Source organism: Paenalcaligenes niemegkensis, from assembly GCF_022230885.1.
Taxonomy (GTDB): domain Bacteria; phylum Pseudomonadota; class Gammaproteobacteria; order Burkholderiales; family Burkholderiaceae_B; genus Paenalcaligenes; species Paenalcaligenes niemegkensis.
This window is the reverse complement of the sequence record NZ_JAKGCT010000002.1, coordinates 245,429-262,287: the sequence shown is the minus strand read 5'-3', so window position 1 is coordinate 262,287 and position 16,859 is coordinate 245,429. Positions and strand designations below refer to the sequence as shown.

The 16,859-nt window shown below is 51.2% G+C and carries 11 protein-coding genes and 3 pseudogenes; 7 read left to right on the top strand and 7 right to left on the bottom strand.

Annotated features, from left to right (window positions below; all coding sequences use genetic code 11):
* Positions 1-422: 422 nt before the first annotated feature.
* From L1889_RS03025 to L1889_RS03005, 5 genes and pseudogenes are all read right to left on the bottom strand, one after another.
* On the bottom strand, positions 423-1,076 hold the full coding sequence (locus tag L1889_RS03025; protein WP_238663820.1) for a histidine phosphatase family protein: 654 nt from the start codon (positions 1,074-1,076) through the stop codon (positions 423-425).
* Positions 1,073-1,981 (bottom strand): LysR family transcriptional regulator, encoded by a 909-nt coding sequence (locus L1889_RS03020; RefSeq protein ID WP_238663819.1) that lies wholly within the window; start codon positions 1,979-1,981, stop codon positions 1,073-1,075. The genes L1889_RS03025 and L1889_RS03020 overlap by 4 nt, the downstream gene beginning before the upstream one ends.
* Positions 1,982-1,989: 8 nt before the next feature.
* A pseudogene (locus tag L1889_RS03015) lies at positions 1,990-3,083 on the bottom strand (ABC transporter ATP-binding protein).
* 2 nt (positions 3,084-3,085) lie between these two features.
* Positions 3,086-4,792: an ABC transporter permease gene (locus L1889_RS03010; RefSeq protein WP_238663818.1), complete on the bottom strand. Its 1,707-nt coding sequence runs from the start codon at positions 4,790-4,792 to the stop codon at positions 3,086-3,088.
* Between the two features lie 105 nt (positions 4,793-4,897).
* Positions 4,898-6,217: an ABC transporter substrate-binding protein gene (locus tag L1889_RS03005; RefSeq protein ID WP_238663817.1), complete on the bottom strand. Its 1,320-nt coding sequence runs from the start codon at positions 6,215-6,217 to the stop codon at positions 4,898-4,900.
* Between the two features lie 320 nt (positions 6,218-6,537).
* On the opposite strand from L1889_RS03005, the gene L1889_RS03000 reads away from it, so the two are divergent.
* Both L1889_RS03000 and greA read left to right on the top strand, forming a co-directional pair.
* Positions 6,538-7,866, top strand: a complete 1,329-nt coding sequence (locus L1889_RS03000; protein WP_238663816.1) for a solute carrier family 23 protein — start codon at positions 6,538-6,540, stop codon at positions 7,864-7,866.
* A gap of 368 nt (positions 7,867-8,234) precedes the next feature.
* Positions 8,235-8,711, top strand: a complete 477-nt coding sequence (gene greA / locus L1889_RS02995; RefSeq protein WP_238663815.1) for a transcription elongation factor GreA — start codon at positions 8,235-8,237, stop codon at positions 8,709-8,711.
* A gap of 103 nt (positions 8,712-8,814) precedes the next feature.
* Here greA and L1889_RS02990 read toward each other — a convergent pair whose 3' ends face one another.
* Positions 8,815-9,369, bottom strand: a complete 555-nt coding sequence (locus L1889_RS02990; RefSeq protein ID WP_238663814.1) for a YhbY family RNA-binding protein — start codon at positions 9,367-9,369, stop codon at positions 8,815-8,817.
* Here L1889_RS02990 and L1889_RS02985 point away from each other — a divergent pair.
* The 5 genes and pseudogenes from L1889_RS02985 to L1889_RS02965 all read left to right on the top strand — a co-directional run bounded on the left by L1889_RS02985 (position 9,353) and on the right by L1889_RS02965 (position 15,080).
* Entirely contained in the window at positions 9,353-10,021 is a 669-nt protein-coding gene (locus L1889_RS02985; RefSeq protein WP_238663813.1) for an RlmE family RNA methyltransferase, read from the top strand. The two genes, L1889_RS02990 and L1889_RS02985, sit on opposite strands and share 17 nt — an antisense overlap.
* A 104-nt stretch (positions 10,022-10,125) precedes the next feature.
* Positions 10,126-12,033, top strand: coding sequence for an ATP-dependent zinc metalloprotease FtsH (ftsH, locus tag L1889_RS02980; RefSeq protein WP_308217583.1), 1,908 nt, complete (start codon positions 10,126-10,128; stop codon positions 12,031-12,033).
* 20 nt (positions 12,034-12,053) lie between these two features.
* Positions 12,054-12,892, top strand: a pseudogene (gene folP, locus L1889_RS02975) (dihydropteroate synthase).
* Positions 12,889-14,231 (top strand): annotated as a pseudogene (gene glmM, locus L1889_RS02970) (phosphoglucosamine mutase). The pseudogenes folP and glmM overlap by 4 nt, the downstream one beginning before the upstream one ends.
* 66 nt (positions 14,232-14,297) lie before the next feature.
* Positions 14,298-15,080 carry a GNAT family N-acetyltransferase gene (locus L1889_RS02965; RefSeq protein WP_238663812.1) on the top strand — a complete coding sequence of 261 codons (783 nt, stop codon included), beginning with the start codon at positions 14,298-14,300 and terminating at the stop codon, positions 15,078-15,080.
* 90 nt (positions 15,081-15,170) lie between these two features.
* Here L1889_RS02965 and L1889_RS02960 read toward each other — a convergent pair whose 3' ends face one another.
* Entirely contained in the window at positions 15,171-16,694 is a 1,524-nt protein-coding gene (locus tag L1889_RS02960; RefSeq protein WP_238663811.1) for a Ppx/GppA phosphatase family protein, read from the bottom strand.
* Positions 16,695-16,859 lie beyond the last annotated feature (165 nt).

Sequence of the window (16,859 nt, the reverse complement as noted above, 5' to 3'; positions counted from 1 at the left end):
CTTGTACGATGTTTTCTTCAGTAAGCAGGAGCTTATGGCATAAGCCCTTGATTTTAATGTATTAGAAAAAACAATAGTATTAACCATAATCAAACACTCACATTTTGTAGGCGTAGAATATAACAGTGCTGTAGTCAGAAACCCAATACAAAGCTTAAAGTATCAAGTAATTGATCTTCTCGACTTGCTGTGGCAAGTAGATAGTTGAACTACAAGTGGTGGTTTGACTCAGAAGCAATATTCAAATTGTATTTTGATACAACAATAAAAAAATAACCGCTTGCCCAGCGGTATTTCGTTCAGTTGCTGGCGCAACAGCAGCTGCTCACCTAAGACCCCGCCTAGTGCGGGGTTTATTTTTTCTTGCATAGCATAAAGTGTGGACGGCAGCCTTGGTGTGTCTTGCAAGCGGGAAGGACGAGTTAACCTATATCGTCCAACGCTTTTTCTACGTGTTGAGTCTGAGCCCAGTTACGCACCCGCCATTCGTAGCTGTTACTCAGCGCGTGAAGGCTGAAGTGATTGATGCTCGCATTCAGTATGCGTTCAGTACGTGGGGTGTTCAGATCCACGTTATGAAGCTTACGCCAAACCATATCGATGACCCCGCCGTGAGCAAACACGATGATATTTTGCTCGGGAGACTTGCGCGCTAATGCCTCAAAACTGCCAATGACACGATCTTGAAACTTACGTATGGATTCTGCTCCTTCAACTGCATGATCCAGGTCTTGCGTGTTGGCCCCAGGCTGATCCGGGCCGGTTTCGCCAAAGCTATCCCAACTTCTGCCTTCCCAGATGCCGAAGCCCCGCTCTCGTAGTCCGGGTTCGAGAATTAAATCCAGGCCCATATGGGCACACGCAATTTCTGCTGTTTGTGAAGCGCGTTTCAAGTCGCTGGATACTAATAGATCGAAGGTGATATCAAGCGGATTAGAAGCTAAGTAAGCAGCCAGCTCATTTGCTTGTGCAATACCGACCTCGTTGAGAGGGATATCTTGCCAGCCTTGCAGCCTGCGCTCTGCGTTCCACGAGGTTTCTCCGTGTCGAATAAGCCAAAAATTAGTTATGGTCATGAGCTTTGTGTATTTAATGTCGAATCCAGGTGCCAAATTTCTTTAAGCATGGAAATAAGGGCGACGGTTAAGGGGGACTCCACGTTTTCCAAAGGCGTTATAAAACCTAGAGAGGCCTCTGCCTTAACATGCCCCCAAATTGAAAAGTGTCCTTGCTTGACGCCATTTAAGGCTATCTCTTCGCGCAGCAGAGCGCAACCGGCGCCAGCTCTAACCAGAGCATCCATATGCGCCTGATCTGCGCTATGCATCACGATACGTGGGCTCAGGCCTCTTTTTTCGAAAATCTCTCGTAATAACAGATGGCTGTGGCTTCCCAGGGCTCCGTCCAGCCAAGGCAGCATGGCAAGCTCAGCCCATCCACCAAGTCCGACCTCTTCAGCGAGGGCGTTCGGCAAAACCAAGCGATAACTGATGCTACGCAGGCGTAACCAGTTTACATCTCGGGGAGGGTAGGCTGAAATGCTGAATGCTGCTGTCAGGCGACTGGTGCTTACGTATTCGCCAAGCTGTATTGCTGGCATGATTTGAGTCTGCAGTTCGATGAGTGGCAGGCTTTGCGTAATGCGATTGACTAATGGACCCAAACGTAAGAAATCCAGGTGCTCGCTGGGTAGGCCCAGCAGTACCTCGCCGCTAAGCTCGCCCTGCAGCTGTTTAGCCTCAAACTTAAGTTGTCTGGCTTGGCTTAGCAAAAGCTCGGCGGTGGGGAGCAAGCGTGTTCCTGCCTTAGACAAACTTAAGCGTCCTGCTGACCGCTCAAACAGCGACACCCCCAAGCTCTGCTCCAAGGCTTTTATCTGGGCGCTGACCGCAGGTTGAGTCAAATTCAGGGCTTCTGCTGCACGGGTTAGGTGGGCTAACCGTGCGACGGTGACAAAAGCCCTGATTTGGTAGATTTCCATCGCTACGATCAGGCTGGTAACAAACGAATTTGTGTGGGTTCTACGCCCACGGATACGGGAGCACCAGGCAGAAACTGAGGTAAGCCGGAATAATGTGACTGATCCGCTACGATGTGTTGTTCTCCTACCTTGACCCCATACCGGGTAGAGTCGCCTAAAAATTCGCTACGTTCGACAACTCCCGGTATCCATAGAAAGCGGGCATCACCATTTTTACCGGCGTTACCGCTTTCCAGCTGCACGGTGTGAGGCCGGAAGCTCGCTGCCAGGCGAGGGGCAGCAGGCGTGTCGTCGTGAATGATTGGCACTATCATGTCGCCAATGCCTTGTACGCTTAGTGTAATCGTTGACGGCGTGCGCTCTTTGACCAGGCCTTCCAGCACGTTCATTGTGCCGACGAAGTTGGCTACAAAACGGTTGCACGGAAAATCGAATAAATTCGATGGACTGCCCACCTGTTGTACTATGCCTTGATCCATAACAGCCATCCGATCTGCTGTTGTCATGGCTTCTTCCTGGTCGTGAGTGACGAAAATCGTGGTGATGCCCAGTCTACGCTGCAGGGAAAGCAAATCCTGTCGCATCTGCACCCGTAGTTTTTGATCCAGGTTTGACAGCGGCTCATCAAGTAGCAGTACCTGGGGTTCAATAACGATGGTGCGCGCTAGTGCAACTCGCTGTTGCTGCCCGCCTGAAAGCTGGTTTGGACGACGTTTCCCAAAATCGCCCAAGCCGACCAGATCAAGGGCGGCAGCGACTTTTTCTTGATCTCTGCGGCCGGTACACGACGCTCTACCAGGCCGAAGGCCACGTTGTCCCACACCGTCATGTGCGGCCACAAGGCGTAGCTTTGAAAAACCATCCCTATGTTGCGCTTATGGGTGGGGACGCTACTAATGTCTTTGCCATCAACCAGCAATTGCCCGGAACTCTGCTGATTAAAGCCCGCTACTAGACGCAATAACGTTGATTTTCCCGATCCTGAGGGACCTAGCAAAGCGAAAAACTCGCCGGGTTCAATGGTAAGGCTAATATCCTTTAGCACTTCGTTTTTGCCATAGGACAGCCGGATATTACGGCACTCAACACTAACTTTTTTCATGGCTATTCCTGATTCCCTTTTACTGGGCGCTGGCGGGCTGATGCACGCTCGACTATGACGTGTGAAACGTAGGTACCAATAGCGACTGCAACCACGGCCAGTACACCTAAGGCTGCGCCTGGACCACGTCCTGAAGCGCTTTGCATGTATAGGTAAATGCCATAGCTCATCGGGGCATCGCTATCCCGGGTGACCAGCATAATAGTGGCCGATAACTCAACAGCCGCGGTCACGAAGCTGGTGACAAAGCCAGCTAAAATTCCGCCTCCCATCAAGGGGATCACAACCCTGCGTATCGTACTGACGCGATTGGCACCCACTGAGGCAGCCGCCTCTTCTAGCGAGATGCTGATTTGCTGCAGGGCTGCGACGCAAGAGCGCAACGCATAAGGTAGCCGGCGCACGGAATACGCGATCATGATTAATACCCATGTAGAGGTAATCCCCACGTTGCTGAACGGTACGTTCACGTCTCTGAAGGTTCGCATAAAGCCAATGGCCAGCACAATGCCAGGCACAGCCAGGGCAGCAGAAGCAATCCAGTCCAGCCATTGACGGCCAGGAATCTTGGTGCGCAGCATGATGTAGGCGATAGCAGTGCCTAAAATAACGTCAATACCCGCGGCTAAACCGCAATACAGCAGGGTGTTGCTGATCATACCCTGCGACTCCTGAAACACCGAGGCGTAATGCGCGAGGGTGTAGCCGTCGGGTAAGGGAGCATAGCTCCACACAGTCGCCAGAGACAGTAGAAGCACGCCCATATGTGGAGATAACACCAGCATCAAGATCAGGCCGATCCAGATATAGGCCAGCCATGTTTGTGTTTTGGTCAGAGTGCGCTGCTGTAAAGATGAGCCGCCTTTCTGAATGGTGGAGTATTCCCGGCCTTTGAGGGCAGAGGCGGAAAGCCACAATGCCAAAATCGAGAAGGCAATCATAATTACGCTGATCACGTAGCCTAAGGGATCATCAATACCTACTTGAGTGATACGTAAATAGGCCTGTGGCGCAAGCATATTGGTAATACCCAATACCAGCGGTGTACCCAGGTCATCAAATACCTTGACGAAGACGAGTGACGCCCCGGCTACATAGCCTGGCAATGCCAAAGGGAATATGATGCGTCTGAACAAACGCCAGCCTTTAGAACCCAGGTTAACAGCCGCTTCCTCCATCGCACCGTCGATGTTGCGTAGCGCCACCGTCAGATTGAGAAGAATAAAGGGGAAGTAATGGATTGACTCGACAAATATGATGCCATTCAGGCCGTCCATGATCGGCAAGGTGATGCCAAACCAGTCGTCCAGCATGAGGTTTAGCGAACCTGAGCGTCCAAAGATCAGCTGCATTGCGACAGCGCCCACAAAAGGGGGCATGATCAGGGGCAAAATACCCAAGGTCTGAATAATAAGTGCGCCGCGAAAACGAAAACGTACTGTGAGGTAGGCCAGCGGAATCGCAATCAGCGAAGCAAAGAATGTAGAAGCCAAGGCAACGTAAAGGCTGTTTACAAAAGATTCTTTCAGCAGGGTCTGATGGAAGAAAGATCCGAAATGGCCTAGCGTAAAGCTACCGTCGGCATTAACGAAAGCGGTATAAAAGACGGTCCCCACAGGAACCACCAGAAACAGAATTAAAAATGACAGCACGATGAGTGCGGCCAGTATTACCCCAGTCGGGTAACGGGATGAAAATGATTGGGCCATGAAGACTCCGCGACGTTTGACCACATAAGGCCGCCCACGCAGTTAAACCTAAAATTCCTCCCCGCTCAGCTTAAGGAGCAGGGAGGGTGCTGTTGTGTGCGTTATTTAAAGGGCAGCTGCTTGTCTGGCAAGACGGATGGCTTTGTCATAGTTGGTTTTGGATTGAGTATTCCAGTCACCTTGCAGTTTTGACAGCTGCTGGCTGACCTGCGAATCCTTTTTGTCGCTGGCAAATAACTCTGCCAGAGCTTTGTCCTGAACTTGCTCTGCACTAAGCAAGGGTGACCAGGCCAGCTTTTTCGCTTCACTAAGCAGATCGGCGGCTTCACCCTGTGGGTTGGCACCTAACTTGGCTTCGGCGTCGAGAATGGCCTTGCTGGCAGCCTGCAGGTCTTTGTGACGGAAGGTGATGGTCTGATCAAACAGAGACTGCACGATATAGTAGCGGCTTTGCGATATGTTCACATCGAACTGAACCGTACTGCGTTTGGCAATTTCCTGTGGGTCAGGGTAGTTTTCAGGAATATTATCCATTTTGTCGTAGGGCAACACAGGCAAGCGCGAGATTTGGGGCTCAAGCAGCAAGGCCTGGCCTTCTTTGCTCAACGCAAACTGTATGAATTTCTTGCCTTCATCTGCGTTTGACGCACCAGCAATTAGACCAATATTTGCCGGAACAATGGCGGTTTCTTCCGGATAGACGAATTCGACAGGAAATTTGGAGTATTTGCTTGAAAGACCGAAGAAGTCAATAACAGGGCCGGCTCCAAACTGGCCGTTATTTACGCCATCGGGAACACCAAATGAGCGGTCAGTTAGCGCAGCGCTGTTACCGGCCATGCGCAGCAAGGTCTCCCAGCCTTTTTCCCAACCTTCGCCCTGGAGAATAGTCTCTACGGTCAGGTGCATTGTGCCAGAGCGCGAAGGCGATGTGATTCCCACGTTGTTGTACCACTCGGCTGTGAGTAAGTCAGCCCATGACTGAGGTTCAGTCAGCTTCTTGGCTTTGACTAGGCGGGTGTTGTACATGATGCCGTAGCCGGCCAGCGCCTGGCCTAAAAACAGGCCTTGGGGATCATTGATAGGGAAGCTGCCAATCGTATCGGGTACGTCCGGATTAGCGATGTCCGCAATGTTGCTTAGCAGGTTTTCTTGAGAAAGAACTTCAAATGCATCAGGGGCGCTCGCCCAGAACACTTCTGGCCTGCGGCCTTCAGCGGTTTCCCGCACGTAGGCAATGCCCGACACTGTGTTTTTATTTAATACTTCTATCTTGATGTCCGGATTGGCCTTTTCAAATGCTGCTTTATAGGCTTGGGTCAGCTCTTTAGGAAAAGACGTGATGACGGTGACGGTGCCGGCCAAGGCCGGGACGCTGGTAGCCAGCATGAGAGCAGCTAGAAGGGGCTTAATGCGTTGTTTCATTATTTTAGTCTCCCTGGAGATTACGATGCCTGCAACGATGAGGCTCGCAGCCAAGATAGGGAAAGCTACAGATTACGTCCAATAAAAATATTTGATGTCAGTCATAAGCCCTAGGGCACTATCGGTTTTGATTAGGGTTAACGACTAAGAGCAGCGGCCGGAATCGAGCCGTGTCGTGTAGATGATGCAGTTCAACAGATATTAGCTCTTGTGCCTTATTAAATGGCGTTAAATGTGCAGGAAATCGCCTTATAGCTTGCCCCGGCCTGATAGCAGCCGTACACTTTCGCCTCAGATCTGTCTACTTAAATGTACCCTTTATGTCTCAATCTTATTTTCCGCGCTGGCGTCAGGTTTCAACTACCACGCCAGAAGCTGTTGTGCAGCCTGACGAGTGCTTGGCCTGGCCGCAGAATATTGCGATGGCTGCTCAGCACGTGGTGGCCATGTTTGGATCGACAATACTAGCACCTTTGTTGATGGGGTTTGACCCCAATCTCGCTATTCTCATGTCGGGCATAGGTACACTCATATTTTTTGTTTTTGTGGGTGGACGCGTTCCCAGTTACCTCGGCTCAAGCTTTGCCTTTATCGGTGGTGTCATTGCGGTGACTGGTTACGCCGGCTCAGGAGCCAACCTCAATATAGGGGTGGCACTGGGCGCCATTGTTATGTGTGGCCTTGCTTATACCGTGATTGGTCTGCTGGTGTGGGCCGTCGATGCGAGATCGGGCGGTGCAGCGGCCCTGATCAATAAAATGATGCCGCCGGTAGTAACAGGGTCCATCGTGGCGGTGATTGGTCTGAATCTGGCTCCTATTGCTGCAAAAGGGGCCATGGGTTCAGGCACCTTTGATTCGATGATGGCTCTCATGACGGTGCTTTGCGTGGGCGGTGTCGCGGTATACACGCGAGGTCTTGTGCAACGCTTGCTGATTCTGGTCGGCTTGATTATCGCCTGCCTGATCTATGCCGTCTTCACCAATGGGCTGGGCTACGGTACACCTATAGACACTAGCGGCCTTGCTGCGGCTGCATGGTTCGGGCTTCCCACTTTTTCCGCGCCTGTCTTTGAAGTTCACGCCATGAGCGTCATTGTGCCGGTGGCGATTATTCTGGTTGCCGAAAACCTGGGGCATATTAAGGCCGTATCGGCCATGACCGGCCAAAACCTTGATCGTTACCTGGGCCGGGCTTTTGTGGGTGATGGTGTAGCTACGATGTTGTCCGGTTCCGTGGGTGGTACCGGAGTGACAACCTATGCTGAAAATATCGGGGTGATGGCTGCAACCCGCATCTACTCGTCAATTGTCTTTGCCGTGGCAGCGCTCATTGCCATATTCCTTGGTTTTTCGCCAAAGTTTGGGGCCGTCATCCAAATGATTCCCGACCCGGTGCTGGGCGGTATGTCCATCGTGGTTTTTGGTTTGATCGCCATTGCCGGTGCCCGAATCTGGGTAGTGAATCAAGTTGACTTCGGTAAAAGCCAGAACTTGCTGGTGGCCGCTGTGACCTTAATTCTAGGGGCGGGTAATTTCTCCCTGGAGTTCGGAATATTCCGCTTGGATGGTATTGGTACAGCGACCTTCGGAGCCATAATTCTGCATGCACTGTTAACGCGTCGTAATGTTAAAGCAGTAAGGCAATAGTGGCTTGGTCGCCTATGTATACAGCTGTCAGGCAAAGCCAGTAAGGCACTCTCCGTAGTGCCGGAATTGCCAGCTATTGTTTGTAGACCTGTACTGGCATTGAACTGGCCTATGGTTTTCCCGATGTATAAGCGCTTGCAATTTAAGTGTTATTTGTCGACAATATAGACATCTGCCCCGAATTTGTTTGGGGCTTTCTTTTCGGCTATGATTTTAGCCAAAGACAAGAATAAACATAAGTCTGGTCAGGTTGCGAGATCAGGCTTGGTTCTCATAATGCAGGGTTTAAACCCTGCGTCCCCCTTTTAGTTGTTGCGCTCCTCGTGAAATTTTTCAGGAGCGTTTTTTACTTGTATATCAGGAAGAGTATGTCCGCGATCCCGTTGACTACGCAGGGCGCTGAGCGCCTGCAGGTAGAGTTACATCGTTTAAAAACCGTTGAGCGTCCTGACGTTATCAATGCGATTGCCGAGGCGCGTGCGCAAGGTGATCTCTCTGAAAACGCCGAGTACGATGCTGCTCGCGAGCGCCAGGCTTTTGTGGAAGGGCGTATCCGGGAGCTCGAAGGCACGCTCTCCAATGCGCAAGTCATCGATCCATCGTCGCTGGACAGTGATGGCCGAATTGTATTCGGGGCTACAGTTCAAATTGAAGACCTGGAGTCCGGCGACCAGGTGACTTACCAAATCGTAGGTGACGTCGAGGCTGATATCCGCTCGCAGCGTATTTCAGTATCCAGCCCAGTGGCTCGCGCACTCATTGGCAAGCACGAAGGCGATGTCGTCGAGGTAAGGGCACCAGGCGGTGTGCGCGAATACGAAATCATATCGATTTCTTACGTTTAATCGCCCTTGCTTGCAGTACTATAGAAAAAGCCCATGCTGTATTGAGCATGGGCTTTATAATTTGCGCTGGCCACAGGTTATAAACCAGTTGGCAAATTAAGGTCTAGCGGCCGCGACGAGCACCAGCGCGTAGCGATAATGCACTGCCCGTAGTACGGCGCTGTGCAGCCGAACGTTTGGCTGCGGTGGGTTTTGCGGGTGCAGGGCGGCTAGGCGTTGTGGCAGGCCGCGGCTTGAATTCTTCGTCAGGTGAGCTACGTGGCGAACCGCGCTTGCCTTTGCTAATACCTGCTGCAGCGAGCTTTTTAGGTGTATAGGGTTCGTTAGGTTTGCGAGTAGCCCGTGTGGCGGGTTCTGGTGCTGTAATTACAGGTTGCCGAGCGTCATTACGTCGATAAATGGTTAATACCTTCCCAATGTGATGAATGGGTTCGGCATTAAGCCGCTCGCACATTTCTTTGAAGATGGCGAGGCGATGTTCGCGGTCATCACCGGAGACACGAACTTTTATTAATTGATGTGCGTCAAGGTGCACTTCGATTTCTTTAAATACGGCATCCGACAGCCCTTTGTCGCCAATTTGAACAACGGGACGTAGGGCATGGGCCGCGGCGCGCAATTCATTGCGCTGCTGGATAGTAATGTTTAATGTGGGCATAACGAGATTGTACGGGAATGGGCAAGAAAAAACTTCAAAAGCATGGGTTCAGCAGCATATTAATGACCCTTACGTCAAAATGGCGCAACAAAAAGGGTATCGCGCTCGCGCTGCATTTAAATTGATCGAAATATTGGACAACGAAAACCTGTTGCGGCCTGGCAACGTTGTCGTTGATCTCGGTGCCGCACCTGGAAGCTGGTCTCAAGTCGCACGTGAACGCATGCTCGGGGCAGGTGGTGTTATTAACGGCCGGGTCATCTCATTAGATTTGCTTGAAATGGAACCTATTGAAGGCGTAGAGTTCATACAAGGAGACTTTCGTGAAGATGATGTCTTGCAAAAATTGGAAAAATTACTGGATGGAAGAAAAGTAGATCTTGTAATTTCAGACATGGCCCCCAATTTATCAGGTGTGGCAGCTGCCGATTCGGCGCGCATGACGCACGTTTGTGAACTGGCGCTCGAGTTCTCGCTTAAGCATTTGCGTCCCGAAGGTGCGCTTATAGTTAAAGCGTTCCACGGTAGTGGTTTTTCTCAAATCGTTAAGTCTTTTAAAGGTCATTTTCATCGTGTTGCCACGCGCAAGCCCAAAGCTTCACGGGATCGGTCCGCAGAGACTTTTTTAGTAGCACGTGATTTAAAGGCTTAGTTTAGCAAAGTAGGCTTTTAAATCAGGTAGAATGGCGGATACGGCTTCTGTTCAGGAACATGTAAGTTAAACCGAACAGTTAAAGAAACAGCAGGAGGTTGGCGTTGAACAACTCATTTTCAAAAGTCGCAATCTGGATGGTTATTGCGCTTGTCCTGTTCACTGTTTTCAAACAGTTTGACGGGCAACCAGCAGCATCCGATAGCGTAACCTATACGCAGTTCATGAACGACTCCCGTGCGGGTCGCGTGAGCAAGGTCGATATTCAAGGTGACACCTTATACGTGACACCCGATTCCGGCCGTACCTACACCCTAACCTCACCAGGCGATCTCTGGATGGTACCCGAGCTTGTCAAGTCAGGTGTTCAGGTGTCAGGCAAGGCTCGCGAAGAACCTTCATTTTTAGCCAGCATATTTGTTTCCTGGTTTCCCATGTTGCTCCTGATTGGTGTGTGGATTTTCTTCATGCGTCAAATGCAGGGTGGTGGCAAGGGCGGGGCTTTCAGCTTCGGAAAATCACGGGCTCGCATGCTCGATGAAAACACCAATCCGGTAACCTTCGCAGATGTAGCCGGGTGTGACGAAGCCAAAGAAGACGTTCAGGAATTGGTCGACTTCTTGCGCGACCCCACACGCTTCCAGCGTTTGGGTGGACGTATTCCTCGCGGCGTGCTGATGGTGGGTTCACCAGGTACGGGTAAAACCTTGCTGGCCCGTGCTATTGCCGGCGAGGCCAAAGTGCCATTTTTTAGCATTTCCGGTTCTGACTTTGTAGAGATGTTTGTAGGTGTGGGTGCCGCACGTGTTCGAGATATGTTCGAGAACGCTAAAAAGCACGCTCCTTGCATTATCTTTATTGACGAGATCGATGCTGTCGGTCGTCAGCGTGGTGCCGGGCTGGGTGGTGGTAACGACGAGCGCGAACAAACGCTTAACCAGTTACTGGTCGAGATGGATGGTTTCGAAACCGGCCAGGGTGTATTGGTAGTGGCTGCCACTAACCGTCCCGACGTGCTCGATCCGGCTTTATTGCGCCCAGGACGCTTTGACCGTCAGGTTGTGGTCGGCCTGCCCGATATTCGCGGCCGCGAGCAAATTCTTCATGTACACATGCGCAAAGTGCCTTTGGCTGGCAATGTGGACGCTAAAGTCCTGGCTCGTGGTACACCAGGGTTTTCCGGTGCTGATCTGGCCAACCTGGTTAACGAGGCTGCTTTGTTTGCGGCGCGCCGTAATGGCCGCACCGTTGATATGCAAGACTTTGAAAAGGCAAAAGACAAGATCATCATGGGCGCAGAGCGTCGCACCATGATCATGCCTGAAGAAGAACGTAAGAACACCGCTTACCACGAGTCTGGTCATGCGCTGGTCGCTCGTTTGCTACCCAAAACCGATCCGGTTCACAAAGTCACGATCATTCCGCGTGGCCGGGCCTTGGGTGTCACGATGCAGCTACCCGAGCAGGATCGTTACAGTATGGATAAAAACCACCTGCTGAACATGATAGCCGTACTATTTGGTGGCCGTATCGCCGAAGAAGTCTTCATGGATCAAATGACAACGGGTGCATCTAACGACTTTGAACGTGCAACACAAATTGCTCGCGATATCGTTACCCGCTACGGTATGACTGACTCTTTAGGTCCAGTTGTCTATGCGGAAAACGAGGGTGAAGTCTTCTTGGGCCGCAGCGTTACCAAAACGACGAACCTGTCCGAAGCAACCATGCAGAAAGTTGATCTGGAAATTCGTAAGATCATCGACGAGCAATACAACATTGCGCGCAAGCTTATCGAGGACAACACCGATAAAATGCATGCGATGGCCAGTGCGCTACTCGAATGGGAAACCATCGACGCCGACCAGATCGAAGACATCATGCAGGGACGCGAGCCTCGTCCGCCTAAAGATCTTAGCGACAAAGGCAGTAGTGGAAAGTCTGATAATACGCCGCCTGCGGCAGGTCTTACTCCAACCGGTGACGGCTCTACTGCAACCACCCCTGTTTAACTTTTTATAGCTACAACTCCATGAGTAAAACGTGGCAGTGCGGGCGCTTCGAGCTAAGTCTCGAGCGCCCGTTATTGATGGGTATTGTCAATGTGACACCCGACTCTTTTTCAGACGGCAATCAGCATTTTTCGCATGAGCAGGCATTGGTCCATGCGCGGCGACTCATTGCTGACGGTGCTGATATTCTTGACATAGGCGGAGAGTCCACGCGCCCCGGAGCCGAGCCGGTCAGCATCGCCGAAGAACTGCGTCGGATCCTGCCGTTAATCGAGGCGTTGCGCGCTGATAACGTGCCGCTGTCAATCGACACCTTCAAGCCCGAAGTCATGGTCGAAGTCATTAAGGCCGGTGCCGATATTATTAATGACATTGCAGGCTTTCGCAGTGAGGCCGCAGTGCAGGCGGTTGCAGACGCGAACGTCGGTCTGTGTGTCATGCACATGCAGGGCGAGCCTAAAACCATGCAGCAGGCTCCGGCTTACAACGATGTTGTTACTGAAGTTCGAGACTTCCTTACGCACCACATAGCCCGTCTAAGAAAGGCAGGCGTAGATCCACGTCGAATCATGCTTGATCCCGGCTTGGGATTTGGTAAAACCGTGGCTCAAAATTACAGCTTGTTACGTGGCTTGTCCCAATTGCGTATAGAGTCTTATCCTTGGTTGATTGGTTTATCGCGCAAGTCCATGATTGCTCACCTAGTGAATCGACCACCCCTGAACGTGTTGCAGGCAGTCTTGCCGGCATGCTGGCAGCAGTGCATCACGGGGCCAGTGTCCTCAGGGTTCACGATGTAGCGCAATCTGCAGACGCCTTGCGCATATGGATGGCGGTTGAATACGGAGTATCCGAATGAATAAGCGTAAATATTTTGGTACCGATGGGGTACGTGGCGAGGTAGGTGGGGCAACCATCAATGCAGAGTTTGCATTACGTTTGGGTTACGCTGCCGGTAGAGTTTTAAGCAAAGACACTCGCGGGGCCAATCGTCCAACAGTTGTCATTGGTAAAGATACGCGTATCTCCGGTTATATGCTCGAGTCCGCGCTTGAGGCCGGTTTGTCAGCAGCAGGTGTCGATGTGCTGCTGGCCGGGCCTGTACCTACTCCCGCCGTAGCCTACCTCACACGCACCTTGCGCCTGACCGCAGGTATTGTCATCAGTGCCTCGCATAACCCCTATCAAGACAACGGCATCAAGTTTTTTCGGCCCAGGGCATGAAGCTGCCTGATGAGGTCGAGCTTGCAATCGAGCAAGCCATCGAGCTTCCTCTTGATTGTGTGCCCTCCGATAAGCTTGGCCGTGCACGTCGCCTCCAGGATTCCGCGGGGCGATATATAGAATTTTGTAAAAGCACCTTTCCCAACGAACTGGATCTCTCCGGTCTAAAAATTGTGGTCGATGCGGCGCACGGGGCTGCTTACCACATTGCTCCCCATGTGTTTCGAGAGTTGGGGGCCGAAGTCTATGCCATAGGCTGCGAGCCCGACGGATTCAATATTAATGATGGTGTAGGTGCCATGTACCCCGAACACCTGCTAGAGGTGGTACAAAAGCGTGGGGCCGATCTGGGAATAGCCCTTGATGGTGATGCAGACCGCCTGCAAATGGTCGACAGTTCAGGTAAGTTGTACAACGGCGACGAACTGCTCTATATGATCGTACGTGACCGCATGCAGTCTCGTCACGTCAAGGGTGTAGTCGGCACGCTGATGACTAACTATGGTCTCGAAAAGCGCCTGACCCAGCTAGGGGTGTCCTTTGCGCGTGCCAATGTCGGCGATCGCTATGTGCTTGAACAGATGCTGCAGCGAGGCTGGTCTTTCGGCGGCGAAAGCTCGGGCCACCTGTTGTGTCTGGACTGGCACACAACAGGCGATGGAATTATTGCCGCGCTGCAGATACTTACCGCTTTGCGTCATGGAAACTGTCAGCTGGGTGACCTGGTGTCCGACCTTAAAATGTACCCGCAAACCATGGTTAACGTGGCCTGGGAGCCGGGCAAAGACTGGCGCACGCATGCTGGCCTTAGCAAGGCAAAAGCCGCCGTTGAAGCCAAGCTGGGCGATCGCGGACGAGTGCTGATTCGGGCCTCTGGCACCGAGCCTAAGCTACGGCTGATGGTAGAAGCCGAAACTCAAGAGCTCACCGATGAAGGTATGCAGCAGTTACAGGCCGTAGACGTCACAAAATAGTCATGTGGGGATCAAAAACTTGTAACATCAAAGTGGCATGATGTGTAAAAGTTTTTGGAGGCCACAATGCTACAACTCAGGTCCACAATTGTTAATGAAAAACCGCAGTCCGTTTGGCATAGTCCAGTTGCCACCGGGCTGCAGCTACGTTTGGTGCAAAACAAGAAAGAGTTAAAAGCGGTACAACGTCTACGGTTCAAGATCTTTTCTGACGAAATGAATGCCGTATTTCCAGACAGCCAGTCCGGTATAGACGCTGATCGTTTTGATGCCTGGTGTGAGCACTTTATGGTCGTAGACCAAGCCAAAGATAAGGTGGTGGGCACCTACAGGTTCTTAAGCCCTGAAAACGCCAGGCTTGCTAATGGGTATTATTCAGACTCCGAGTTCGACCTCAGCCCTTTGGCAGGAATTCGAGACAATCTTGTGGAAGTGGGGCGCTCATGTATACATTCCAAGTATAGAAGTGGCGGCGTCATCATGCTGCTCTGGACTGGTATTGCACATTTAATGCGCCAAGGGGGCTACCGCTATCTGCTAGGCTGTGCCAGCGTTAGTTTGCGTGACGATGGCGTAACTGCCGCCAAGGTTTGGCGTGAGGCACAACAGTCCATCGTGCGAGCTCCGGATATGCCGCGATTAACGCCTTTGCACCGCTATCCGGTCGACAAGTTAAACAGTACTTTGCCGGCCAAGATTCCACCGTTGATTAAAGGCTATCTTAATTTAGGCGCTAATATTTGTGGCGAACCTGCCTGGGATCCCGACTTCAATACTGCAGATTTTCCCGTGTTATTGGATTTGCAGCAGCTTGATTCCCGCTATAGGCGCCACTTCGGTTTTGAGTAGACAAAATTAAAGACAGGTGGTTGTAGCACCCAGGTTGATAAGCCCGGGCAATAAATATATTGCCCGGGTTTTTCTCGTGCTGTTGCGTCTTTATAGCGGGCTCTCCGCGTGTGCCGCAAGAAGATCTACGCCTTTAAGCTTCAATTCGAAGTGGGCTTTCAGCCATTGCTGCTGCTCAGTCCGGAGCGTATATTCTGACAACGGACGAGATGAAAACCATACTTTGTCGTTCTCGATGATGACTTTCTTATCGCTGTTGTGCAGTTGGATTGGAAGGGCGGGCAAGTCTTCACGGCGTCGCATTAACATCACCGCAAGACGCAAACACAGTAATGTCAGCCATTCGTTACGTTCAGCATGATGATTTTCAAATTTGGCCAGCTTTCCTTGGTGGCCCAGGGTTAAGAAAGCTAATAACGACTGATCATCTTTAGAAAAACCAGGCATGTCTGCATGTTCTAAAACATAGGCAGTATGTTTATGGTAGTCGTTGTGTGCAATGCTTAAACCTACTTCATGCAGATCAGCAGCCCAGCCAAGAGCACGTTCAAGCTCTTGATTTTCCGGAGTGTCTGGCAGTGCCAGCTGCTTGAAGAATTGCAAGGCTGCCGTTTTAACCCGTATGGCCTGTCGAGTATCAAGCTGATATCGCTTACTTAATTGCAAAGCCGTTTCTTCGCGCTTATCGCGTTCTGAGTCACGGCCCAGCAAGTCGTAAAGCACCCCAACGCGCAAAGCACCTTCGCCGGGAAGCATCAGACTAATCTTAAGTTCCTGGAAGGCAGCAATCATAATCGCCAGTCCTGCGGCAAGCACAGGCGCCCGGTGGGATTTGATTCCGGTCAGGTTTGTGACGTTTACGTTTTTGTCTCGTACGAGCTTGGCTTTGAGACGCTCCATCCCGTCCAGGGTAATACCACGCTTCGACATGCCGTTGGCTTGTAAAATTGCAATAATACCTTTAGCCGTACCAGAAGATCCGTAGGCTTCTTGCCAGCCTGTTTTTCGATACTGCCTTGCAATACCCTCAAGTTCGCTACGCGCTGCCAAGATGGCTTTTTGCATACGGCTTTCTGTTATTAAACCATCAGCAAAAAAACGATCCGTATAGCTGACACAACCCATATATAGCGATGACAGCAACTGGGGCTGAAAGCCACGGCCAATAATGACTTCGGTTGAGCCGCCACCAATATCAATCATTAGTCGCCGGTTTTGGGAGGGCGGCAGCTCGTTGCTGATACCCGAGTAAATTAATCTGGCTTCTTCGTAGCCGGAAATGATTTCAATAGGGAAACCTAGTGCGGCTTCGGCAGCCTCAAGTAATTCTTCCTGATTGTTTGCTACCCTGAAGGTGTTGGTCGCCACGGCTCGAACACGGTTGGGGTGAAAGCCTTCAATACGTTCGTTAAAGCGCTTGAGCACATCGACGGCACGTTGCATTGCTTCGGTGCTTATGCGTTTATCAGGACCCATTCCTGTGGCCAATCGTACAGATTGATTCAGGCGGTCAATGGCATATATTTGTGCATGACCGTTATGTTGTTCTACGCGTCCGATGGAAAGTCGGAAACTGTTTGAGCCTAAGTCTACCGCTGCTAGTAGTTGTTCCATTGTGGCTGTTATTTAATGATTGTCATGTGATTATACGGTCAAGCGCCAAGACATGTTTTGTTCAGTAACGAATTTCCTGACCGCCAAGTTTATACATGTCCTTATTTCTATTTTTTTACCATCGCCTGCTTTTTTCACAATATAGTCAAATTAACAGTGTAAAAG